This window comes from Mesorhizobium sp. L103C119B0, assembly GCF_000502235.1.
In the GTDB taxonomy this organism is placed as follows: Bacteria; Pseudomonadota; Alphaproteobacteria; order Rhizobiales; family Rhizobiaceae; genus Mesorhizobium.
In genome coordinates this window covers 144,697-167,441 of record NZ_AYXE01000011.1, presented here as the reverse complement: position 1 = coordinate 167,441, position 22,745 = coordinate 144,697, and the positions used below count along the sequence as shown (strand labels likewise).

20 protein-coding genes and 1 pseudogene are annotated in these 22,745 nt (G+C 61.8%); 14 read left to right on the top strand and 7 right to left on the bottom strand.

The window, feature by feature from the left end; all coding sequences use genetic code 11:
- Positions 1–267: 267 nt before the first annotated feature.
- The 3 genes from X728_RS147350 (at position 268) to X728_RS147360 (ending at position 2,491) form a co-directional block, all read left to right on the top strand.
- Positions 268–879: an ATP-dependent Clp protease proteolytic subunit gene (locus X728_RS147350; protein ID WP_023832109.1), complete on the top strand. Its 612-nt coding sequence runs from the start codon at positions 268–270 to the stop codon at positions 877–879.
- A gap of 68 nt (positions 880–947) precedes the next feature.
- Positions 948–1,376 (top strand): GFA family protein, encoded by a 429-nt coding sequence (locus X728_RS147355; RefSeq protein ID WP_245266162.1) that lies wholly within the window; start codon positions 948–950, stop codon positions 1,374–1,376.
- A gap of 47 nt (positions 1,377–1,423) precedes the next feature.
- Positions 1,424–2,491: a M20/M25/M40 family metallo-hydrolase gene (locus X728_RS147360; RefSeq protein ID WP_023832108.1), complete on the top strand. Its 1,068-nt coding sequence runs from the start codon at positions 1,424–1,426 to the stop codon at positions 2,489–2,491.
- A 128-nt stretch (positions 2,492–2,619) separates the two neighbouring features.
- On the opposite strand, the gene X728_RS147365 is transcribed toward X728_RS147360, so the two are convergent.
- Positions 2,620–3,444, bottom strand: coding sequence for an SIR2 family protein (locus tag X728_RS147365; protein WP_023682459.1), 825 nt, complete (start codon positions 3,442–3,444; stop codon positions 2,620–2,622).
- A 914-nt stretch (positions 3,445–4,358) separates the two neighbouring features.
- Here X728_RS147365 and X728_RS1000000169165 point away from each other — a divergent pair.
- On the top strand, positions 4,359–4,529 hold the full coding sequence (locus X728_RS1000000169165) for a hypothetical protein (protein WP_023672674.1): 171 nt from the start codon (positions 4,359–4,361) through the stop codon (positions 4,527–4,529).
- 39 nt (positions 4,530–4,568) lie between these two features.
- Entirely contained in the window at positions 4,569–5,066 is a 498-nt protein-coding gene (locus X728_RS147370; RefSeq protein WP_023832107.1) for a hydrolase, read from the top strand.
- Between the two features lie 196 nt (positions 5,067–5,262).
- Here the strand turns inward: X728_RS147370 and X728_RS147375 are convergent, their stop codons facing one another.
- From X728_RS147375 to cphA, 3 genes are read right to left on the bottom strand one after another with little or no spacing between them, the layout of a single operon-like run.
- Complete coding sequence (locus X728_RS147375; protein ID WP_023710470.1) at positions 5,263–6,087, bottom strand: cyanophycinase; 825 nt, start codon at positions 6,085–6,087, stop codon at positions 5,263–5,265.
- On the bottom strand, positions 6,084–6,983 hold the full coding sequence (locus X728_RS147380; protein WP_023832106.1) for an isoaspartyl peptidase/L-asparaginase family protein: 900 nt from the start codon (positions 6,981–6,983) through the stop codon (positions 6,084–6,086). The genes X728_RS147375 and X728_RS147380 overlap by 4 nt, the downstream gene beginning before the upstream one ends.
- Positions 6,983–9,760 carry a cyanophycin synthetase gene (cphA, locus tag X728_RS147385; protein ID WP_050589928.1) on the bottom strand — a complete coding sequence of 926 codons (2,778 nt, stop codon included), beginning with the start codon at positions 9,758–9,760 and terminating at the stop codon, positions 6,983–6,985. The genes X728_RS147380 and cphA overlap by 1 nt, the downstream gene beginning before the upstream one ends.
- 658 nt (positions 9,761–10,418) lie before the next feature.
- Here cphA and sdhD point away from each other — a divergent pair.
- The gene (gene sdhD / locus X728_RS147390) at positions 10,419–10,808 is read left to right on the top strand and encodes a succinate dehydrogenase, hydrophobic membrane anchor protein (RefSeq protein ID WP_031195657.1); all 390 of its coding nucleotides are present in this window, start codon (positions 10,419–10,421) and stop codon (positions 10,806–10,808) included.
- A 103-nt stretch (positions 10,809–10,911) separates the two neighbouring features.
- Here the strand turns inward: sdhD and ctaD are convergent, their stop codons facing one another.
- Positions 10,912–12,570, bottom strand: a complete 1,659-nt coding sequence (gene ctaD / locus X728_RS147395; RefSeq protein ID WP_023832103.1) for a cytochrome c oxidase subunit I — start codon at positions 12,568–12,570, stop codon at positions 10,912–10,914.
- A 312-nt stretch (positions 12,571–12,882) separates the two neighbouring features.
- Between ctaD and X728_RS1000000170400 the strand changes: the two are divergent.
- From X728_RS1000000170400 to X728_RS1000000171640, 6 genes and pseudogenes are all read left to right on the top strand, one after another.
- Positions 12,883–12,966 (top strand): annotated as a pseudogene (locus tag X728_RS1000000170400) (DUF2243 domain-containing protein); the annotation flags it as partial.
- Positions 12,967–12,992: 26 nt separating this feature from the next.
- On the top strand, positions 12,993–13,799 hold the full coding sequence (locus X728_RS147400; RefSeq protein WP_031195656.1) for a DUF2243 domain-containing protein: 807 nt from the start codon (positions 12,993–12,995) through the stop codon (positions 13,797–13,799).
- Positions 13,800–13,829: 30 nt separating this feature from the next.
- The gene (locus tag X728_RS147405) at positions 13,830–15,206 is read left to right on the top strand and encodes an NAD(P)/FAD-dependent oxidoreductase (RefSeq protein WP_023832099.1); all 1,377 of its coding nucleotides are present in this window, start codon (positions 13,830–13,832) and stop codon (positions 15,204–15,206) included.
- A 276-nt stretch (positions 15,207–15,482) separates the two neighbouring features.
- A complete protein-coding gene (locus X728_RS147410; RefSeq protein ID WP_023832098.1) occupies positions 15,483–16,955 on the top strand; it encodes a protein adenylyltransferase SelO in 1,473 nt (490 codons plus the stop codon).
- A gap of 655 nt (positions 16,956–17,610) precedes the next feature.
- Positions 17,611–17,796 carry a hypothetical protein gene (locus tag X728_RS147415; RefSeq protein ID WP_023832097.1) on the top strand — a complete coding sequence of 62 codons (186 nt, stop codon included), beginning with the start codon at positions 17,611–17,613 and terminating at the stop codon, positions 17,794–17,796.
- 2 nt (positions 17,797–17,798) lie between these two features.
- Positions 17,799–17,999 carry a hypothetical protein gene (locus tag X728_RS1000000171640; protein ID WP_081725396.1) on the top strand — a complete coding sequence of 67 codons (201 nt, stop codon included), beginning with the start codon at positions 17,799–17,801 and terminating at the stop codon, positions 17,997–17,999.
- 601 nt (positions 18,000–18,600) lie between these two features.
- On the opposite strand, the gene X728_RS1000000170395 is transcribed toward X728_RS1000000171640, so the two are convergent.
- Entirely contained in the window at positions 18,601–18,759 is a 159-nt protein-coding gene (locus tag X728_RS1000000170395) for a hypothetical protein (protein ID WP_023696179.1), read from the bottom strand.
- 185 nt (positions 18,760–18,944) lie between these two features.
- Positions 18,945–19,247 carry a DUF982 domain-containing protein gene (locus tag X728_RS147420; protein WP_023688551.1) on the bottom strand — a complete coding sequence of 101 codons (303 nt, stop codon included), beginning with the start codon at positions 19,245–19,247 and terminating at the stop codon, positions 18,945–18,947.
- A gap of 189 nt (positions 19,248–19,436) precedes the next feature.
- Between X728_RS147420 and X728_RS147425 the strand changes: the two genes are divergently transcribed.
- On the top strand, positions 19,437–20,498 hold the full coding sequence (locus X728_RS147425; RefSeq protein WP_023672687.1) for a glycosyltransferase family 4 protein: 1,062 nt from the start codon (positions 19,437–19,439) through the stop codon (positions 20,496–20,498).
- Between the two features lie 43 nt (positions 20,499–20,541).
- Positions 20,542–22,704: an amylo-alpha-1,6-glucosidase gene (locus X728_RS147430; protein WP_023832096.1), complete on the top strand. Its 2,163-nt coding sequence runs from the start codon at positions 20,542–20,544 to the stop codon at positions 22,702–22,704.
- The last annotated feature ends 41 nt before the right edge of the window (positions 22,705–22,745 follow it).

Below are 22,745 nucleotides of genomic sequence, written 5' to 3'. Positions count from 1 at the left end.
GTCGAGTTGAACCGTCCACAGGACTGGTCCCGGACGTGGCAGAAATCAGCAAAGCGACTGCGTCAGCTCCGGCAAATGCCCGATATGCCCATGGAGCCAACCTAGCGGCTGAGGTGCCTCTACCGGGCCTGGTGCGAAAAGGATCTGCAATGAAAGAGGGAGCTCCACAGCCGCCGAGAGACGCGGCTGTGATCACCACCGCTCGAACTCCCTCAAGGGAACAAAAGGGTACCAACTAAGTTCGGCCCCCATAATGAGGATGCCTATATGGACCTGTTGCCCCAGTCTGCCGAACACACCGTCTCCCCGCCGCCCGCTCCAGACCTTCACCGGCTTTTGTTCGATCCAAACTTGCGTATACACGGCTTGATTGATGACACTGTCGTCACCAAAGCCTTGGACGATTTGAAAGCCGTGCGTTCCGGGGAAGACGCTCTCTACGTTGAAATCGACACGCCCGGAGGCGACGCCGACGGCGCGCGACGTCTAGCTCTAGAGTTCAAACTTTTTCTGAAACACTCGGGCCGCAACGGCTACATCATTGGCAAGAATACGGTTTACTCTGCCGGGGTAACGGTCCTTGCCGCATTCCCGAAAGCCTGCAGGTTCCTTTGCCCGCAAGCAGTCCTGCTGATTCATGAAAGAAGGCTTGAGAAAGACTTGGTTCTGAATGGACCAATTCGAAGCTGTCTTCAGATCGTTCGCGAACAACTTGCGCTGTTGGAAACGGCAGAGCGACTCGAGAATGAAGGGTTCGCCGATCTCGTCCAAGGTTCTCGAACATCGCTGGAAGAGCTGCGCGACCATGCCCTGAACAGCTGCTACCTGATGGCAGCAAGAGCTTTGGAGCTAGGCCTTGTTGAAGACATTGCCCATTAACTTGATGCCTCGATGCAAACAGCAGAGCGGAGTCCAACACGCTTGCCTCACTCATGTCGGCGGCGACCATGAACGACGAGGTTGACAAGATGGAGCGGACCGGCGGCTGTCTTTGCGGGTCTGTGAGGTATGTTGTTACCGGCGCGCCGTTGCGCGTTGGCTTGTGTCATTGCCAGGATTGCAAGCGAACCAGCGGCAGCACCTACAGTGCCTTTGCCGTGTGGCCGCGGTCGGCTTACCAGTGCAAGGGCGAGCTTGCAGCGTTCAACGGCAGAGGTTTTTGTCCGGCATGCGGGTCGCGCGTGGTGAATCTCCGCGACGACGAAGCCGAGATCATGACCGGCACTCTCGATGATGCGCCAAACGACCTTCTCCCGACATACGAGCTTTGGACCCCCCGGCGCGAAGCCTGGCTCCACAACCTGCCTTGGGCTGACCAATTCGCGGGCGATCGCACCGAAGAAGGCCAAAATTGGCGCGAAGCCCGACGAGTATGACCATGCTCGAATGGCCCTCCACCCCGTGAACCGTGAAAGTCAGCTTGATGCGCGATGAATCACTCAAGTTCTTGAAGGAAATTGTGGCGACCCCGTCGCCGAGCGGGTTTGAGCAACCCGTAGCGGAGCTTTTCCGCGAGTATGTTCGTCCGTATGCCCACAGGTTGACGACGGACGTCATGGGCAATGTCACAGCGATCATCAATCCTGAGGCGTCTATGCGCTTCATGTATGCCGGGCACATGGATGAGGTCGGCTTCATCGTCCATTACATCGACGATGACGGCTTTCTTTTCTTCAGCACCATAGGTGGAACGGATGTTGCCACTGAAATCGGCCAGCGTGTCTGGGTGCATGGCAAGGAGCCGATCCTGGGCGTCGTGGGTCGCAAAGCAATCCAGACCTTCAAAGCCTCTGACACGTCTCAAACTCCCTCGCTGATGGAACTATGGATCGATATCGGCGCGAGTTCGCGAGAGGAAGCGTTGAAGGTCGTAGAGGTCGGCAGCGCGGTCACGATCCATGGCGAGTTTGCGGCGCTACAGGGCAACCTTGCTGTCGGACGAGCGTTCGACAACAAGGTCGGCCTCCTCATCGGCGCCGAGGTGCTGCGCTGCCTCTCCGAGGAGGGAGGCGCTCACCCCGGCGTGGGCCTCTATATCCTGGGTACGGTTCAAGAGGAAATTGGTTCCCGAGGCGCGATGACCTCAGCGTTCAACATCGCACCTCGAACCGGCCTCGCAATTGATATGGGCGTGGCAATGGACTATCCGCGCGCTCGCGCCGAGGATCAGGGCAAACTGGACCTTGGGAAAGGGCCGGCAATCACTCAAGGCGCGAACACCAACCCGGTGGTGTTCAATCTGCTGAAGTCGGTGGCCGAGAAAGAGGGCCTACCTTATCAGCTTCAGGCGGTGGGCAGCTCAAGCCCTACCGACGCGCGTGTCATGCAGCAGAACCGAGGCGGCGTCGCAAGTGGGGTGCTCTCCGTGCCTTTGCGTTACATGCATACCCCGTCGGAAGTTGTTTGCCTGGATGATGTGCAAACGACGATTGACCTGGTTTGTGCATATTGCCGGCAATTGACGCCGGAGATCGACTTCACGCCAAGATGAGGCGGCGGGATTGATTGTGGAAGTCGTGGCTCCAACAGTCGCCGATCTGGCGCCTGTCGGCTACCGCCTGGTGCGTCGGTCGCCGCGCACCTGAGAAAACCCGACTGCAGTCCACCAGGGAGCGCGCCTCAGGTCACCGCCACCGCTTCCACCAAACGCCTGAGGAAATCCGTCAGACCGGCTTCAGGATCATCACCTGCGCCAACGAGCACCGAAATACCCCAGCGCCCAAGCACGGCCTCCTCCACAGGGTTGCGGCTGGGCATGAAGATGAACGAAGGGGGACGATCTTTCTCATATCCAGACCGGTGCCAGGTCTGCCAAAGCCGGTGCAACAGCAGCCTGATGTTTGGATCGGAGAGGCTATAGCCAATGAACAGGATCGTGCTGCCGAGAGCATCGGAACGAAAGCGGACATCAAGGGGAGAATTGAAGGACAGGCGGTCAAGATAGTCGGTTTCGGTGAGGACAAGGGAAGAGTCCTCGTCAAAGTCGCCGTGAAATTTCACGATGTGCGTTATGCCTCGACGGGCCTGCGCAACGTGCCGTGCGTTGGCCACTTTCACGTACTCTCGACCGTGGATTTCAAAAGCGAGTTCCAGGTTCCGGTCATAGTTCGTCGTATAGATGACGGGAAAATCGAGCGTCACGATGAGACGGTGCAATTCCGATTTCTCGATCCGTTCCTTGGCGACAGACCAGTTTCTGTCCATCCAACTGCGAAGTGGTCCGATGCTGCCATGCTTGATCCGATAGTATTCGGCCAAGGTCTGAAAACGATCGCGTCGCGTGGAAAATTCATCGTCGACGCCGAGCTCCTTTGCCATTCGCTCGATGAGCTTCTCCCAAGACGGAAGTCCGACGCTGATCGATACCCCCGCCCCCACAAACAAAATTGCGCTGCGATGACGAATTGCATTGGCGAGCGAATTTATAGGATCATCATCGTTCATGGATAGGTCCTCCGAAGCCACTCGCGTGGGCCGGACCTAAAGGTGCGTGCCCCGGTGCGGGGATCGTGGACGTGGCTCCCCAATTCGAGCCAGCGTGCTCCGCCCTCATCGACTAAATCGGATCGACCACGCACCAGCCAGCCCAGAGGGGGCGGCCCTTGCAGTCCTGCCGAGCCGCTTGCCACCCGAACCGAGGTAGCGGCTGCGAGGACACTGGCTGTGAACTGGAACCGGCGCTGTTGCGGTTTACTGGCCACGATGATTCAGTTCTGCGCCAGCCATATTGCGCAAAGCTCTATCGAGTTTCGCATTCACCAAGAGGTTGCGCCGCTTCGCGCCGATAAAGATGGCGAGAGAGTAAATCATTGTAAGAACAGAGATCATCGTCATTCCGGCCTAAACATCAGCGACCGGAGATGTTCCATGCGCCCGGAAATATTCCAGTGCAGGTGTTTTAAATCGCCGAAGCTTCGCGCTCAATGCGCGGTTGGTTTCGTGTCCAGGGCGGACGAATTAGCGCAAGGCGGTATTCATCCTCCCACATCGGCGGCGGACTGAAGCGAAATGCTGGTTGTGTCCCCCAGGATGCAATGAAACGCCGATGCTTTGCATGCGGCCCGGAACAAATGCTCGCTTGCACAGTTCGAGCCATGCAGCGGTCGACCCCCGCGCTGCAAGATCGGTAGCCCGATCGCCCGCGCCGGGCCCTCCCACGGCGCGGGCTTTCGTTTGAATTCACGCTGTCGGGGTTGGAGTCGCTCCACCGTTGTCGCGAGCCGGCTGATATACGCGCTGTCCGGGGGCTCGCGCGGTGTCGGCGACATCGGCATTCGCGCAGTCCGGCAGGTCAGCCCATGCACGGGAACAACGCGGCACTGTGATGGTTTGGTGGCCTCGGAAGGTGGCAGAGAACGATGGGCAAAAAGCCCAAACAGCACGCAAAATCCACGGCGGATCGCGAAAAGGCGATCGAGGCGCTCTACTTCGCGCGCAAGTGCGGCCTTACGAAGGAAGAGGCACTCAAGATGCTCAGGGAAGCCCCGATCGGGATCGATGATGAAGCCGAAGAGCGCTCCGGCAGTTAGAGGCGACCGCCAATCGCGCATCGCAGCCGGCCGCGGCGCATGATCTTCTTCACTTCCGATACGCATTTCAACGATCCGCGCATTCTGCGCCTCGACCGGCGTCCCTTCGCCTCGTTGGTCGAGCATGACCAGGCGCTGGTTGCGTTTTGGAACGAAACGGTTGGCCCGAACGACGAGGTCTGGCACCTCGGCGATTTCGCCAAGGGTCCAGCCGAGACCGTCTCTTCACTGCTGTCGTCTCTTAACGGGTCCAAGCACCTGATTATTGGCAACAATGACAGCGCCGCCACCATTGGCGACCCGGCCTGGGCGAGCGTGCACCACTACATGGAGCTTCTTGTCGAGGGCCGCTTGCTGGTTCTGTGTCACTATCCTTTTCGCACCTGGAACCAGATCGGCAAGAGATCGGTAAACCTGCACGGTCATTCGCACGGTCGTCTGAAGCCGATGACGCGCCAGCATGATGTCGGCGTCGACGCATGGGGGTTTCGTCCGGTAACCTTTGCTGCCATTCAGGCCAGTCGCCAGCGGGGTTAGCCCGGCAGAACGCCGGGCGAGCGAAGGTCTCAGCTTTGCGGGATTCGAGCCGACGAGAGGCCGTCTGTAATGCTGCCGGGCCTGCCACAACGCGACAATCCTGGTTGGGCGACTTCAAATAGGAGAACTGCTTCATATATGCGGTTTTCGCGGTACGCGGACCGCGCCACACCATCAGCTTGAGTTTGGCGAAGTCTTACGGAAGCCCCACCGGCCGTCGCAGCGCGAGATCGAACGCATCGCCTGAGCTCAGCACGTGAACCCTCAGATCATGAATCGAAAGGGCGGCGTCAGGCTCACCTTCCGCGATGTTGGAATGGGTCACGCCGGCTGCATCGACCAGATAGACAGCGCCGCTGCCAATGACCTTGAACATCTCGCCCTTCACCACGATCGCGGTGTCTTCATCAATGCCGATGCCGAGGACGCGCGGGTTCTGCGACACCGCCCCGATGAGCCGCCCAATGCGGCCACGTTCCGCAAAGTGCTGGTCGATAATGACGTTCGGCAGCAGGCCCAGTCCCGGCGCCATGCGAATGTGGCCGATCCGAAAGGACGCTGCGTTCGGCCCCTTCACCATCATTGTGTCGCTCATGACCGACGCGCCCGCGGAGGTGCCGGCAATGACGCCTCCGGCTTCATAGATTTCGTGCACCCGCTCGTCGATGGGCGTGTCGCCGATCTGGCTGGTGATGCGGAGCTGGTCGCCGCCGGAGAAGAACACCGCGCTCACGTCTGCAAGCGCACTTATTTTCTTTTCATGAGCTGCCTCGAGGCGGTCGTTGACGTAGAGCTCGATGACATCCTTGATGCCCAGCTCACCGAAGGACCTCTGATACTTCTCGAGATAGCCATCCGGCTCATGAGACGCGATGGTGGCAAGCACCAGGCGGCCATTCGGAACCAGGCTCGCTACCTCCTTCAAGATGACACGATCGCCATCATGGTCCTCGTGGCCGCCGATGATGACGAGCGTTCCGGCTTTACCGTTCGAGGATCGCTTTTTCTTCTTGTCGGTCATTTGCCCACGTCTTTCTTGCGCAGGAAAACGTGCGGGTGGTTGTCCTCGCTGGTCATGAAAGCGACTGCGAACTCCCTGCTGTTATGCGCCCATCCAGACACGCCGGTCGCGGTAAGCACGATGGCTCCGGCTTCGCCGCCGATCGCCTCGACTTCCTTGAGCGCGGGATTCAGCACCTGCTCCAGGCCGCCTTCAGCCTGTCCCGAGGACAATGCCTGCCGCGCCGAGAGTGCCTGCATGACACGGGCCGCGAGAGCCTTTCGCGCGATATGCTCACCGTCTCCCGAGAAGGCGACGGCTCCCAACCGGTTGTCGGCATAGTAGCCGCAGCCGGGTTGCGGAGAATCCCCCACACGACCCGGAGCACTGCCGTCCAGTCCGCCGGTCGAAGTGCCGACGGCGATGTCGCCGTATTGATCCAGGGCAACCACACCGATCGTATCCTTCGCCTCCGACTTGCTGGAGGCGTCGCGCTGCTGCGGCGTGATCAAATCCGCCGGATCGCAAAGCTCCAGCTGCTTGTCGGCGGCGAAACGCCGGGCCCCCTCCGACGCCAGCAGGATCGGCTCCTCATGCAGCATGGCCTTCGCGACACTGATTGGATGGCGCACGCCCTTGATCACTGCGACGGCACCCACATTGAAGTCCCTGCCCTCCATCAGGCCAGCGCACATCTCGACCTCGCCGTCCGAATTGAGGGCACTTCCATATCCCGCATTGAATGTCGGGTCGGCCTCGAGGACGCGACTGGCAGCTTCCACGGCATCGACCGCCGTTCCGCCGCCGGCCAGGACGGCCCGACCTGCCTCGAGCGCCTCGATGCATCCGTTGCGATGCGCCTCCTCCTCTTGCGGATCGATCTCCTTGGCGCCGCCGTGCAGGATCAGCGACCACATCAGCCAGCCCTCAGATGGCGAATATGGGTCTGATCGGGCCCTCCCCTCGAAGGCGTCGCGCCTCCGAAGCCGGTTACCTGCCGCCACACGGCTTCAACGTCGTCGACGGTCAGCACGACAAGGTCGTTTTCCCGTGCAAGCCTGAGACACACGTCGACGGCCTCCTTCTCGGGACAGACGGCGTGAATGCGGCCTGGGGCGCAGCCGGCGTTCAAGGCACCTTCCCGCAGCAAGCCGGCGATCGCTCCGGGGGCTCGGCCGCGCAGCTCCTGCTCATCCTCCTTGAAGACGATGACGTCGAATATCCGCGAAGCGATCGCGCCCATCTCGCGTATATCACAATCGCGGCGGTCACCGGGTATGGCGACCAAGCCGATCGTGCGCTGATAGCCGCGCCTCATGTGGGAAACGAGCTTTCCGAGCGCCTTCAGCCCTTCCGGATTGTGCGCATAGTCGACGATCGTGCGGAAACCATGCCCGTCGAAGACGTTGAGGCGACCGGGAGATTGCTCGAACGAGGTGCCAAACTCGGCCAGCGCCGCCCGGATCGTTGCCGCCGGAACATCGTGGCAATGCGCCATGGCGACGGCTGCCAGGCTGTTGGCAACGTTGAATTCGGCCGAACCCTCGAAGGTCGCGGGAATTTCGTCGACGCTCATCAGGAACATCGACTCCCCATCCTCGTGGATGAAAATGTCCCAGCCGTCGCTGCTGGGCTCCCGCGTCACGGCGCGGCCGCCTTCCGCCAGGTGGTTGCGCAAGAAACCGGGCCACTCGCTCCTGCTCGCCAGCGAGAAGTAGCAGATCCTGCCGCCGGCATCTCGCGACATTGCGGACGTGTGGACGTCGTCGGCATTAAGAATGCTCCATCCGCCGCGGCGGACGGACTCGACCACGACCGATTTCACCTCCGCCAGGTCCTCGATCGTGTCGATGCCCCTCAGCCCGAGATGGTCGCCGTGGACGTTCAGAACCGCGCCAACATCGCATGCATCGAAGGCAAGCCCTTCGCGCAGGATGCCGCCGCGCGCACATTCCAGCACCGCGACATCGACACCCGGCTCGCGCAGCACGATCCTGGCGCTCTGCGGGCCTGAGCAATCGCCTGTCATGATCCGCTCGCCGTTCAAGTAGACGCCGGTGGTCGAGGTGAGCCCGACGGTTGCCCCATTCGCCTGCAGGATGTGCGCCAGCATCCGGGCAGTGGTCGACTTGCCGTTGGTGCCCGTGATCGCGAAGATCGGAATCCGGCCGTCCTTGCCGCCTTTGAAGAGAAGATCGAGCACGGGCCGTGCGACGTTGCGGGCGCGCCCCGACGAGGGTTCGAGATGCATGCGGAAACCAGGACCGGCATTCACCTCTATGATGCCGCCGCCGGTTTCGCTCACCGGCCGTGAGATGTCGGGACAGACGAAGTCGATCCCGGCAATGTCGAGGCCGACGATCTGTGCCGCCCGCCTGGCGATCAGCGCGTTTTCGGGATGGATTTCTTCCGTTCGGTCAATCGCGGTCCCACCGGTGGAGAGATTGGCGGTGGGCCGCAAGAGCACCATTTGACCCGGCGCTGGAACGCTCGCCAGGGTGAGCTGCGATTTTGACAGGAAATGCTCGACACATTCGTCGATCTCGATGCGGGTCAATACCGAGGAATGGCCCTCTCCCCTTCGCGGGTCGCGGTTCGTCTCCTCGACGAGCTCGGCGACAGAACTCCGGCCATCGCCGACCACATGGGCCGGAACCCTCTCGGCAAGCGCCACGACCTTTCCACCGATCACCAGGATCCTGTGGTCCGAGCCGACGAAATGCTGCTCGACGATAACGCTGCGGCTGTGTTCTCGCGCCTGTTCGAAGCCCCAGCGGACCTCGTCTTCTGTTGCCAGACCGATGTTGACGCCGCTTCCATGATTGCCATCGAGTGGTTTGGTGACCACGGGGTAGCCCAGCCGTGCGGCTGCCGCGACCGCGTCCTGCGCCGATCGCACCAGTTCCCCGCGTGGCACCGGTAGCCCGGCCTGTTGCAGCAGGAATTTGGTCAGGTCCTTGTCCGAGGCGATCTCGGTCGCAATCTCGGAAGTGAGGTCGCTGCAACTGGCGCGGATGCGCTTCTGATGCTTTCCGTGACCAAACAGCACGAGGCTGCTGTCGTCAATCCGCGCCGCGGGTATGCCTCGCCTCTCGGCCTCGCGCACCAAGGAAGCAGTCGTAGGCCCCAAGGCACGCTCGGCGGCCAGACGCTTGAGCTGCTGCAGCCTGGCTGCGAACTCGAATGGCCCCTGCGTTTCCGCAATGTCGCCGAGCCCCTCGACACCATGCAGATTGGCCGGCAGCAGGCTGTCCACCAGTTCGAGCGCGACGCGTCCGGCGAGCAGCCCGACAAGCTCATCCTTGTAGGCGAACATGACGTTATAAGTGCCGGGACTGCCTTTGACCGACCGTGTCTTTCCTCGTGTCACCCGGTGACCGAGCATGCTCTGCAGTTCCAGGGCGACATGCTCGACGACGTGGCCGAGCCAGGTTCCTTCCTGCATGCGGCGGACGAAGCCGCCGGCGGCGCCATAGCTACAGCCATGGCCCGCAAGGCCGGGCAACAGTCGGACGATTTGTTCGGAAAACCCAGGCAGTTTGTCTGTCGGGAACGCCTCAAGTGCTCCGAGGTCGATCCGAATCTGGACCATTGGCGTCATGCTATAGAGGTGCGGCCCGCGAAACACGCGGGCGTCCACGACGCGGATAGGGCGAAAACGCGAGGCGCCCCGATGAATTTCTTTGTCCGACATAGTCCGTTTCTCCTGACTAACTCCGCAACATCCGGAGGATCGGTTAGTTCCCGGCCTTTCAGCCCAAATATTTTTGCAGGAGAGAGAAACAAAAGTGGCCGTTAACATATGTTGGCCCAAGAACACCCTCTGGTCATCTCGGCCACGTACGGTCGCTGTTCTGAGGGCTACTTATCTCTCGGGACGAGGCGGGCCAGGCATTCGCTCCTCTTCACAAGCATTCGCCGGACACGCCGCGGCCGTTGAGCTAGTGCCCGGCTTTAACTCATGGCGACCCATTGTGCGGGTCCAGCACCGAAGGCATTAATCTTCAGCACGCCTTCGGCACCCGGGAACATTTCCAGACGCGTCAGGTTTGGAACCATCCTCGCACCGGAACTACAGCCATGCAGAGTCGAAAATCGGTGAAGGCCGCGCTTGTCAAGGAGATCGACGCGGTTCGCCTTCGTATCTCGCTGCTTGAAAGCGAGTTATGCAGAGATGGCAGACCCAGGCAAATTGGATGGCGTTCAGGATACGAACTGAACGCCCACAAAGCCCGCCTTGCTCGACTGGAGACCGTGCTTGCCCACTATCCGTCGGCACCGACGGCCCGGGCATCGAAACAGCAACAGCTTGAGTTGCGCGCAAGGCAACCAAGTAATTTTGGGGAAACGCCATGGCTGACAGACCCTCAATCAGAACTCCGCTAGCTCGAGTGCGGGGCCTTGGATCGGCGAAACACGGAACCGAAACGTTCATGCTGGAGCGGCTGACATCTGCTGCCCTGTTGATCCTTGTCATTTACATCGTCGCGGTCGTTATAATGCTGGTCGGTGAGCCTCGAGACGCCGTCATCAGCGTCGTAGGATCGATCTATGTCGCGCCAGCCCTTATTGGCTTCATTCTCGTAAGCTGCGTTCACATGCGGCTTGGAATGCAATCGATCATCGAAGATTACTGCCATGCCACCGTGCTCAAATCGCTTCTTCTGATCGCCAATTGGTTATTCTGCTGGGCAGTCGCGCTCGCAAGCTTGTTCGCTGTGCTGTTAATCAGCTTCAGATAGCGATCCGGTTCTCAGCTGCAGCCAGCGTCTGCCACCGGCAGGCTGAAGTTCGCCTCAGCGGCGAACCGGGCTGGCTTGCGCAAAGGAGTTCGACAACCCGGCCTCATCTGATTTGCGGCAGCCTGTCCCATTGATGGAAATGGGGTGGAGAGGTCAGCTCCCACTCCAATGTGGTAGCTCCTGGCCCCCATGGGTTCATGCCGGCGGCTCTTTGCCGGTAGAAAGCTTCCAAGATGCCGAAGAGGAAAATCACGACACTCGCGGCCGACAGGTACGATCCATACGAGGACACCATGTTCCAGCCGGCGAATGCGTCGGGATAGTCGACATAGCGACGCGGCATGCCAGCCAATCCAAGGAAGTGATGGGGGAAGAAGACGAGGTTCACGCCGACGAAGGTCGTCCAGAAATGGACCCCAGCCAGAAGCGGGTTGTAGAGATATCCCGTCATTTTCGGAAACCAGTAATACCAGCCCGCGAAGATGCCGAAGATCGCTCCCAGTGAAAGTATGTAGTGGAAATGCGCGACGACGAAGTATGTGTCGTGCAGTTCACGGTCGAGGCCGGCATTTGCGAGTTGAACGCCCGTCACCCCGCCCACGGTGAACAGGAATATGAAGCCGAGGGCCCAGAGCATCGGCGTCCGCAGGCTGACCGAACCGCCCCACATGGTTGCAATCCAGGAGAACACTTTTATCCCGGTCGGCACTGCGATCACCATCGTGGCGAAGGTGAAGTAGCGCTGCGTGTCGAGGCCTATCCCGCTGGTGTACATATGGTGGGCCCAGACGACGAAGCCGATCACCCCGATCGCCACGATTGCGTAGACCATCCCGAGATACCCGAAGATCGGCTTTCGCGAGAAGGTCGAGATCACCTGGCTGACGATGCCGAACGCCGGCAGGATCATGATGTAGACTTCCGGGTGGCCGAAGAACCAGAAGAGATGCTGGTACAGCAGCGGGTCGCCTCCGCCGTCCGGCGCGAAGAACGTGGTTCCGAAATTGCGATCGGTCAGGAGCATGGTGATGGCGCCGGCCAGCACCGGCAGAGCCAGCAGCAGCAGGAAGGCGGTGATGAGGATCGACCACACAAACAGGGGCATCTTGTGCAGGGTCATCCCCGGCGCGCGCATGTTGAAGATGGTGGTGATGAAGTTGATGGCTCCCAGGATCGAGGAGGCGCCCGCAATGTGCAGAGACAGTATGACCAGATCCACGGCGGGACCGGGATGGCCGGAGGTCGACAGCGGCGGGTACAGGAACCAGCCGGTCCCAGGGCCATAGCCGCCGGGGACGCTGGGCATGAAGATCGACAATAAAAGCAACATCAATGCCGGCGGCAGCAGCCAGAACGAGATGTTGTTCATGCGCGGGAAGGCCATGTCGGGGGCGCCGATCATGATCGGAACCATCCAGTTGGCGAAGCCGCCGATCAGGGCGGGCATCACAGTGTAGAAGATCATGATCAGCGCGTGGGCCGTGGTGAAGACGTTGTAAAGCTGCTTGCCGGCGTCGATCGCCGCGTCGCCCTGGTAACCGTAGATCATCGACGCCAGTCCGGGGAAAAACTGGATCCCGGGTTGCTGCAGCTCGATTCGCATGCTCACCGACAAGAGCATGCCGATCACCCCCGCGATGAAAGCGAAGACCAGATAGAGTGTGCCGATGTCCTTGTGGTTGGTCGAAAACAGCCATCGGGTGATGCCGCTCGGCTGGTGGCTGTCGAGACCGTCCGGATCTGCCGCCGTATATTCGTTCATGACCTTCTCCGCTTGAGCCGTCCGTCGCCAGCATCGAACCGTGCTGGAACTTGATTGTTCCCTCCACCGAACCGACAGCCAGGAACATTCCACGGAAGCCGCTGTTAGGTTCCGCGCGGCCGACCCTGCGCGGCTGAGGATCGACGTCCATGCTGGCGATAATTGCTGCGACCCTGGTTCTGACGACGGTGGTTGGTGGGCTGATAGCCGCCTTCTGGCTCGAGGCGCGTCATGGTCTCCATGACCCCACGCCGCCGGACATGTCGGTGCCCAGGCAACTGAACGCCCCGGCCTGGAGCCGGTGGTCCTGACATGGACGCGATCACCGCGACACTCGACCCGAGAAAGCGAGCCGGCTGGCTGCTGCTCGGCTTCGCGCTCGGCGGTTTCTTCGACGGCATCGTCCTGCATCAGATCCTGCAATNGACCCGAGAAAGCGAGCCGGCTGGCTGCTGCTCGGCTTCGCGCTCGGCGGTTTCTTCGACGGCATCGTCCTGCATCAGATCCTGCAATGGCATCATCTTCTCTCGGGCGTCGCCGATCCGGTGGGTTCCGACCTGCGCTTCCAGATCATGGCCGACGGCCTCTTCCATCTTTTCATGTATGTGCTCGCCGTCGCCGGCACGGTGCTGCTGGTGGCCGCGAGGGCGGCCGGCGCGCGGCCCGGGACCACCACGGAGATCCTGCGGCTCGCCTTCGCCGGGTTCGGCGTCTGGCATGTCGTCGATGCCGTCGTGTTTCACTGGCTGCTGGGTCTGCACCGGATCAAGATGAACAGCGACTTGCCGCTCGCCTGGGATATTGCGTGGCTGGTCATCTTCGGCATCGTGCCGCTTGTGTTGGTGCTGGTGCTGCCCAACCGCGGCGGACCGGCACGCGGTGCTTCGGCAGCGCTGACCAGCATCGTCCTGCTTGCGGGACTGGCAGCCGGCGCCGGCCCGTTCTTCAACGGCGCCGCCAATTCCATCATCGTCTTTCGGGCCGGGATGGAACCGGCGGCGATGATGCGGGCCGTTGAAGTCGCCGACGCCCATCTCAAATGGGTCGACGCCAGCGGCACCATCTGGGCGGTCGACCGCGTCTCATGGCGCGGGTTGGTAGCCCTTCACGCGCGCGGCGCCCTTGTGGTCAGCACGACGCCTGTCATTGCCGGATGCCTTGCCTGGACCGATGCCGCCGGAGTGAGCAGTAGCTCCAGCCAGCAGCGAGGCACTCCTGCCAGGCTATGACTTCCGGACAGGGATAGGGGAGTATCAAGCATGCAATTCGCCACCGAGAGCAGCCACGGCCGGAGCCTGACACCGCGCATCGTCGTGGTCGGCGGAGGCTTTGCCGGTCTGGAGGTTGCCAAGGCGCTCGGCAAGGCGGAAATCGGGGTGACGATCATCGACCGCCACAATCACCACCTGTTCCAGCCCTTGCTCTATCAGGTTGCAACCGCCGCCTTGTCGGCGCCTGATATCGCCGAGCCCATCCGCAAGATCCTGGGCCGCTATCCCTCGGTTCAGGTCCTCTTCGGCGATGTCACCGAGATCGGCACCGAGGCCAGGATACTGGTGCTGGCCGATGGGACCACGGTCCCCTACGACATCCTGGTCTTGGCCACCGGTTCGCAGCCATTCTATTTTGGCCAGGAGAGCTGGGCTCGGGTTTGTCCCGGCTTGAAGACCATCGAGGACGCGCGCACGATCCGGTCACGGCTGCTGCTATCGTTCGAGCACGCGGAACGGACTACCGATCCAGTCGAGCAATCCCGGCTGATGACGATCGCCATTATCGGCGGCGGCCCGACCGGTGTCGAACTGGCGGGCTCGATCGCCGAACTCAGCCGGCACACACTGGCGCGCGACTTCCGCAACATCCGGCCCGAGAAGACAAGGATCATACTTGTAGAAGCCGGCGAGCGTCTGCTCGCCGGATTCGCCCCGGAGCTTTCCAGATATGCGCGTCTGCGCCTTGAAAGCCTGGGCGTCGAGGTCGCGCTCGGCAACCGGGTCGAGGCGATCGAAGCGCATCAGATCACCGTCGGCGGCCAGGTCATCCCGGTCGCCTTGACGCTCTGGGCCGCCGGGGTGGCGGCTTCTCCGCTGGCCGCCCAGCTTGGTGTCGGGCTCGACCGCGGCGGTCGGGTGAAGGTCGAATCCGACCTGCAGGTCGTCGGCCATCCCGATGTCTTCGCGCTTGGCGACGTCGCACTGGTCGTCGATGGGAACGGCCAGCCATTGCCGGGTCTTGCCCAGGTCGCCAAGCAGCAGGGCGAGCACCTCGGCAAGGCACTGGCACGCCGGATAGATGCTGGCGACACGCTGCCCGCTTTTGTCTTCAGCAATCGAGGCAACACGGCCATCGTCGGCCGCCACGCTGCCGTGTTCGAATCGGGCAGGCTGAAACTGAAAGGCTGGTTCGCCTGGTCTGCCTGGGCGCTCATCCATGTCTACCTGCTCGTCGGTTTTCAGCACCGCGTTCAGGTCTCGATCCAGTGGCTCTGGCGCTACCTGACCTACGAGCGTGGCGCCCGGCTCATCGCCGAGGAACGAGTCGAACCGGGTTCAACATCGTCGCCGGGAGCGGTCCCGAGAGAGCCGCTGCCACCCAAGGCAGACCCTGCCCCGGCATTGCCCGCCCGCACTGACTAGATTGCCGGGTGCTCAGTTCGGAGACAGTGGCGATGCGGGGGTCAGCTCTGGATTCCGCCACGGCCCGGCGTCCCACGGCAGCCCGAACCTCGATAATCGAGGCGGGTGGTTCCCAGCTTGTATCCCGTGCCGATCCGGATGGCACCAACGACGTTGCGTCCCTATATGAACAAATGAACACAGGCTCCTCGAAACGGGATCTGTTGAACCCCTCCTCTTCAGAGACAGCTCGTCATGACGTCACCTGCGACTGCTGAACAAACCCCGGTCATTCAGATGGGGCTTCCTGCCCTGAGCAACAGCTATGCGCAACTGCCGGAGCGCTTCTTCGCGCAAACACATCCGAAGCCGGTATCCGAACCGCGGCTGATCCGGTTCAACCGGCCCCTCGCCGAGGAACTCGGGCTCGATGCCGACCTGCTTACCAGCCCGGATGGAGTGGCGATGCTGGCCGGCAACAAATTTCCGGAAGGCTTGCAGGCAATCGCCCTGGCTTATGCGGGCCACCAGTTCGGAAGCTTCGTGCCTCAGCTCGGCGACGGGCGCGCTCTGCTGCTTGGCGAAGTGGTGGACGTCAACGGCATTCGCCGTGACATCCAGCTGAAGGGATCCGGACCAACGCGGTTCTCGCGCAACGGCGACGGCCGCGCCGCACTCGGCCCTGTCCTGCGCGAATATGTCGTCAGCGAAGCGATGGCGGCGCTCGGCATTCCGACGACGCGAAGCCTTGCGGCGGTGCTCACCGGCGACCCGGTCTATCGCGAGGTCCGGCTGCCCGGCGCCGTCCTGACACGGGTGGCGGCAAGCCATATCAGGATCGGCACGTTCCAATATTTCGCCGCGCGCCACGACACCGAGGCGCTCAAGATACTGGCCGACTATGCCATTCAGCGTCACTTCCCACAGCTGGCGGGGGAAGCACGGCCGTACCGGGCTTTGCTGGAGGCCGTTGTCGCCGCACAGGCGGACCTGGTGGCGCGCTGGATGCTGGTCGGCTTCATCCATGGCGTCATGAACACCGACAACATGTCGATCTCGGGCGAGACGATCGACTATGGCCCATGCGCCTTCATGGACGCTTACGACCCCAGCGCGGTGTTCAGTTCGATAGACCGCGCCGGTCGCTATGCCTATGCCAACCAGCCTCGTGTCGCCACATGGAACCTTGCGCGCTTTGCCGAGACCCTGCTGCCGCTCATGAGCACGGACGAGAATGAAGCAGTGTCTGAAGCGGAAGAGGTGCTGAGGTCGTTCCAGGCCTCCTATGAGGCTGTGTTGCAGCGCGGCTTCCGCACAAAACTCGGACTGCTGACCGAAGCGGAAGGCGACTTGCAGCTCGCTGCCGACTTTCTGGACGTGCTGGCTCACGGCGAAGCGGACTTTACGCTCGGCTTTCGGCGCCTGGGCGATGACCTCGACGCTGCGGACGGCCAAGGCACGGCGCGGCAGTTGTTTAAGGATCCAGGCTCATTCGATGCCTGGTCGGCGCGGTGGCGCCAGCGCATTGCAAGCGAAGCAGCCGACACGGCCACGCGCCGTTCTGCCATGCAATCGGTCAATCCCAAATTCATCCCCCGCAATCATCGCATCGAGGCGATGATCCAGGCGGCGTTGGGCGGCGACTTCAGACCGTTCGAGGAGATCCTGGCGGTCGTCAGCCGTCCCTTCGATGAGCAGCCGGGAATGGAACGCTTTGCTGAGCCGCCACGCCCGGATGAGCGCGTCCTGCAGACATTCTGCGGTACATGAGACATTCGTGATGGTCGCTTAACATGTGCAAATGCGGAAGACCCATTTGCAAGCTATCATCACGGGCACTCTCGTAAGGGCTGAGCTATGACGATCATAGAATTGGCATTCGAATTGCTGGCACGGAAGCTCGTAGACCGTACCGGAATATCAGACGAAGATGCTCGAGACCTTGTCGCAGCCATGGGAGCTGACTGGTCATCGCTCGTGCGAGCAGCGAGGGCGATCAAAGAGACTTAGGTCTTTTGACGTCGTTTTAGCTGCCACCAGCTGCGGGCAGATCGGACCAGAGGCTGCTGCCGCGATCCAGGCGCGACACCGCGCTCGTCACCGATCATGTCAGCAACGTGGTCAAGCACTGTATTTCGGTCGCTCCAAATCGACCGGATACAACACGCTGCTCTCCTGAAAGCCACTGTGGCCCGCTACGCAAGTCGCCGGAAGCTCGCAATAAACTAGCTTAGGATTTATATTGCAGGCCCGCACCACTGGCGGGCGACGCGGCCCGCCCAGAGATTGCCTGTCCTCGACCAGCAACGCGGGCCGCTGTTGGGAGTCACCGTCGGCACCGAAAAGCACAGGTGCTGATGAAGCAGACGGAACTTCCCCCCACGATCACGGTTTGGAGTCACGAGACCAACCCAAGGAGATGCAGATGTCGAGCAAAATGCCGCCCGTGCCGCCTGAGAACCAGAGCCAGAAGGGTCGAGGAGAAGGGCGACAGATTAGCCACGATGATGCCCAGCACGGCACTCACGGAGCGCCGGATCCGGAGCGCCACGGGCAGCAAGCCAACACCAAGGTCAACACCACTCATCAGGGCCGTCAGCAGGATCGGTGATCATGTCCACATCGAAGAAACACCCGAACACGATCCGGCAGGGCGGGCCAGGCGCATCGCACGAGAACGCCAGAAAACCCCTGCAGGTCAACAAACCCCCGGCGGATGAAGACCGTCGATCCAAAAGCCGAGTTTCAGGGGGTGGTGGTGAAAAGGACAGTCATCATTCGCACAATCCAGCCAAGAAGGGTAGCAACAGTTGAACCCACGGCTTTGTGAATGATTGTGCTAAAGCGCGCCGCGTGTGCATGTCGTTGTCTCACAACCGAGCCATTTTTTGAGTGACATGCATTAGCCGGACCAGGGTAAGGATCGGCGAGTCCAGACGCCCGGAAAAACCGGAGGCCGTGGGCCCGCACCACTGGCGGAGCGATGCGGGCCCGGCCAAGGGTTACGGCCCTCGACCAGCAGCGAGGGGCTCGCTGCCGCATCCAGAACAAGCCCCGTAATTTCAGGTTCCGCTAATATACAAAAAAGCCGGCCACCTTTCGGCAGCCGGCCAGTTCCAACAGAACAAGGGAACGTGCACTGATGGGGCAGTGCAACGCCCGAAGTGTTTCAAGGCGACGATGTTCCACCGGAAATCCACAGATTCGCCGTTTCGATCTACATTGGCCGGATTGAAAGATCTTTGACGATCTCTCCCAAGTTCTCGCGGAGCCCGGTCCGACGTGTGGCGCCCTGTCTGCGCCTTGGCTCTCTATGCGGCCAGCAAGCTCATCTTTGAAGAATGCCCGCCGCGGCTGCCGCGCGCGTCAAACACCGGCGTGCAATTGGTCGAGCGCGCGGCAGACCGGGGACGCGTCAAGTCGAGCGTCGGTCGACGTAGGTGTAGACGCCGGCCCCAATGGCGACCGCGCCGACCGTGATCACGATCGATGGCGCGCCCATCAAACTGGCAAAGACCGCCCAGATGAGGGCGATGACGATAGCGCCGAGTGTTCCCAGGATCAGTTTCGGCATTGTCTACCCCTCCACGTTCGGACCGCCCGTCGATGGTCGTCACCCACCGGTCATGCGAAACGCCGCATGAAAGCACAGTGTGGCCCATGAGGTGAAGGGCCGCGCCGGAATACTCCGGTGCGAAAAAGATGATGCCCGCGCCGCCAAAGCCCGGGTGTTCAATAGCCAAATGGCTGGACCGGCGCCTAGCGCCTCAGCGCGTGGACTTCCGCCATGCTTTCGCCGCCCATCGGCAGGGCCATGTCATCATCGAGCAGCCGGGTGATGCGGGCAAAGCCCGTAAACGCCTTCCTGGCTGCTTCGGCCGACATTCTGCCCGACAGGGCCGCGGAGCAGCAATTCACGGCGCACTGATACACAGGCCCACGCCGTCCCAATGGCCATTTCTGCAAAAAGACCATCGCTTCGGCAACGCTATCGACTTCCTCGACGGGGTGTCCCTGCCCGCGCGCAATGCGCACGGGCGTAAAGAAATGCAAGCGGTCCATTTTGTTCTCTCCCTGGTCGGCCGCAGCGCGAACCAACCCTACTAAATTCGCGGATGGCGCGTTTGTTCCGCTTATTGCAAAAAAATCTGCGCTGGTGGGCTTGGGTTGCCGACGCCCGCTTTTGTCCGGAACGTTAGGCCGGCTGATGCATTTCGCTCTCGTGATTGCCTTGAGGGACACGTTCAAACCATGCGCATAGCCCATGTCGCCCCTTTGCACGAATCGGTGCCACCCCTTCTCTATGGCGGCACCGAGCGCATCGTTTCCTATCTGACCGAAGGGCTGGTCGAACTCGGCCATGAGGTGACGCTGTTCGCCAGCGGCGACAGCCGGACGTCGGCCAGACTGATACCAGGTCGCGAACGCGCGCTACGCCTCGATCCGCGCCCGCTGAAATCGGACACGGCGGCGCATCTTGCGATGCTTGCCGATGTGAGGAACCGAGCCCACGACTTTGATATCATTCATTTTCATCTCAGCCATTTCCTGCATTTCTCGTTCTTCGAGACCATGCCGGACAAGACGGTGACGACGCCTCATGGCCGGCTCGATTATGTCGATCTGGCGCCAGCCTATGAGCGTTTTCCGCGCTTTCCGCTGATCTCGATCTCGCATAGCCAGAAGACCGGGCTTGCGAATGCCAATTGGCTGGCCACCATCCATCACGGGCTGCCGACGGGTCTCTATCAGCCGACCTTCGAGACGGCGGCGGGCGAACCATACCTTGCCTTTCTCGGCCGGCTTTCGCGCGACAAGCGGCCGGACCGGGCCATCGACATCGCCTTGCGCTCGGGCATGAAGCTCAAGCTGGCGGCCAAGATCGGCGACGATGATCGCGCCTATTTCCATGAGACGATCGAGCCGTTGATCGATGGCGACCGCATCGACTATGTCGGCGAGATCGCCGAGAGTGAGAAGACTGAATTCCTCGGCAATGCCGCTGGTCTGCTGTTTCCGATAGACTGGCCCGAGCCGTTCGGCCTTGCCGCGATCGAGGCGATGGCGTGCGGTACGCCAACCATCGGCTGGAACTGCGGTGCGTTGCCGGAAGTCATCGACCATGGCGTTACCGGATTTGTCGTCGATTCTCTCGACGCCGCGGTCGCCGCGGTGCCGGCCTTGCTGCAACTCGACCGGCGAAAGGTGCGCGCCGTCTTCGAAAGTCGGTTCTCCGCCAACAGGATGGCGCGCGACTATCTCACTGCCTATGCGCGTCTCATCGGCGCCCCGGCTGAATCGAAAGCGTCGTGAACGACGGCGGACGTTCCGAGCCCGAAACAGAGATTTGTGACTGATGACCGAACTTGACGAGCGCAAGCTCGACCCTGCCGTGGCCCTTGCCTCCCTGGACGAAACCGCGCCGCGCGAGCCGCACCGGCTGTTTGCCCTGAAGCAAGGCGACTGTTTTGCCGTGGCCGATGCCTACGGCGATATCAGGGGTGCGGGCGACGGTTTCTTCCGTGACGACACCCGGGTGCTGTCGGAGTTCAGGCTCACCGTCGGCGGCCGACAGACATCTCTGCTCGGCGCCTCGCTCAGCCAGGACAATGTGCTGTTCACCAGCAATATGACCAATTTGCCGATGCAAAGCGTCGGTGGCCGCGACATCCCCCAGGGCGCCATCCATATCGAGCGCGTCAGGCTGTTGTGGCAGGACCGGCTGTTCGAGCGCATCACCCTTTCCAACTACAGCCAGGAGCATTCGGCAATCCGCGTCTCGCTGCATTTTGCCGTCGATTTCCGCGACATGTTCGAGGTGCGCGGTTCGACCCGGCCGAAGCGCGGAATGGCGCATGCAGCGGAGATCGAGCCTGCCTCGGTGCTGCTGCGCTATGACGGACTGGACGGGCTGGCGCGGGTGTCTGCGATCACGTTCTCGCAGCCGCCGGACCAGCTGAGCGCCGAGCGCGCGGATTTCCTCATCGCAGTGACCAAGCGCAGCAGCAAGATGCTTTACGTCGAGGTCGGCGCGGAACTGACCGAAACGCCCGACCGCGACCGCTTCCGGGCGGCCGCGGCGCGCGCCCGTTTCGGCATGCGGGCCAAGCGCCGCCATGGAGCGACGGTGCACAGTTCGGGCCGCGTCTTCAACGATTGGGTCGAACGCGCTCGCGCCGATGTCGCCTTGCTGACCACCGAGCTGTCGACCGGCCCTTACCCCTATGCCGGCATCCCCTGGTTTTCGACGGCCTTCGGCCGTGACGGCGTCATCTCGGCGCTGCAGATGCTATGGCTCAACCCCGGCCTGGCGCGCGGCGTGCTTGCCTTCCTCGCCCAGCACCAGGCGACCGAGACATCGCCTTTCAGCGACTCGCAGCCCGGCAAGATCATGCACGAGACGCGCAAGGGCGAGATGGTGGCGCTGCAGGAGCTACCCTTCGGCCGCTACTATGGCGGCGTCGATACCACGCCGCTCTACATCCACCTCGCTTGCGCCTATGCCGAGCGCACCGGCGACATGGACTTCATCGCCAGCCTGTGGCCATCTCTCTGCGCCGCCGCCAAGTGGACGGAAGAGGCGAGCCGCGCAACCGGCTTCGTCACCTATCAGCGCGCCGCCGAATCCGGCCTTGCGAACCAAGGCTGGAAGGACAGCTTCGACTCCGTCTTCCACGCCGACGGGCGCATTCCCAAGGGGCCGATCGCGCTGGTCGAAGTGCAGGGTTATGTCTTCGCAGCCTTCAGGGGCCTTGCCGCTCTCGCCCGCCGCCGGGGCGAGTTCGCGCAGGCCGAGCACTGGGAAAATCGCGCCGAAGAGATGCGGATCGCCGTCGAGCGTGATTTCTGGCTGGACGATCTCGGCTTCTATGCGCTGGCGATCGACGGCGCCGGAGAGCCGTGCAAGGTGCGCACGTCGAATGCCGGACACCTGCTCTATGTCGGCCTGCCCGAACCGGCGCGGGCTAAGATGGTCGCCGACCAGTTGCTTTCGGCTTCCTTCCACTCCGGCTGGGGGGTGCGAACGCTTTCCGACGATGCTGTGCTGTTCAACCCGATGTCGTACCACAATGGTTCCATCTGGCCGCATGACACGGCGATGTGCGGCGCCGGCCTGGCGCGGTTCGGCGAGCGTGACAGCGTGGTGCGGCTGATGAGCGGCACGTTCGAATCCGCCGTGCATTTCAACATGCGGCTGCCGGAACTGTTCTGCGGCTTTACCCGCTCGCCGGGTGAAGCACCGATCGCCTACCCCGTCGCCTGCCTGCCGCAAGCCTGGTCGGCAGGCTCGGCCTTCATGCTGATGCAGGCGTGCCTCGGTCTGGAAATCGACGGCTGGAACGGCGAAATCCACGTCACTCGACCCCGTTTGCCGATCGGCATCGATACGCTGACGCTCAGGCATCTGGGTGTCGGCGAAAAGAGGGTCGATCTTACCTTCCAGCGTGTCGGCGACCGCGTCGTCGCCTTTCTCGCCGACCGCCATGAAGGGCTGGTTCCGCTGATCGTGCGGACATGATCGGAACGGCTTTCAACGGGAACCGATCCCAGGGTTTGTGC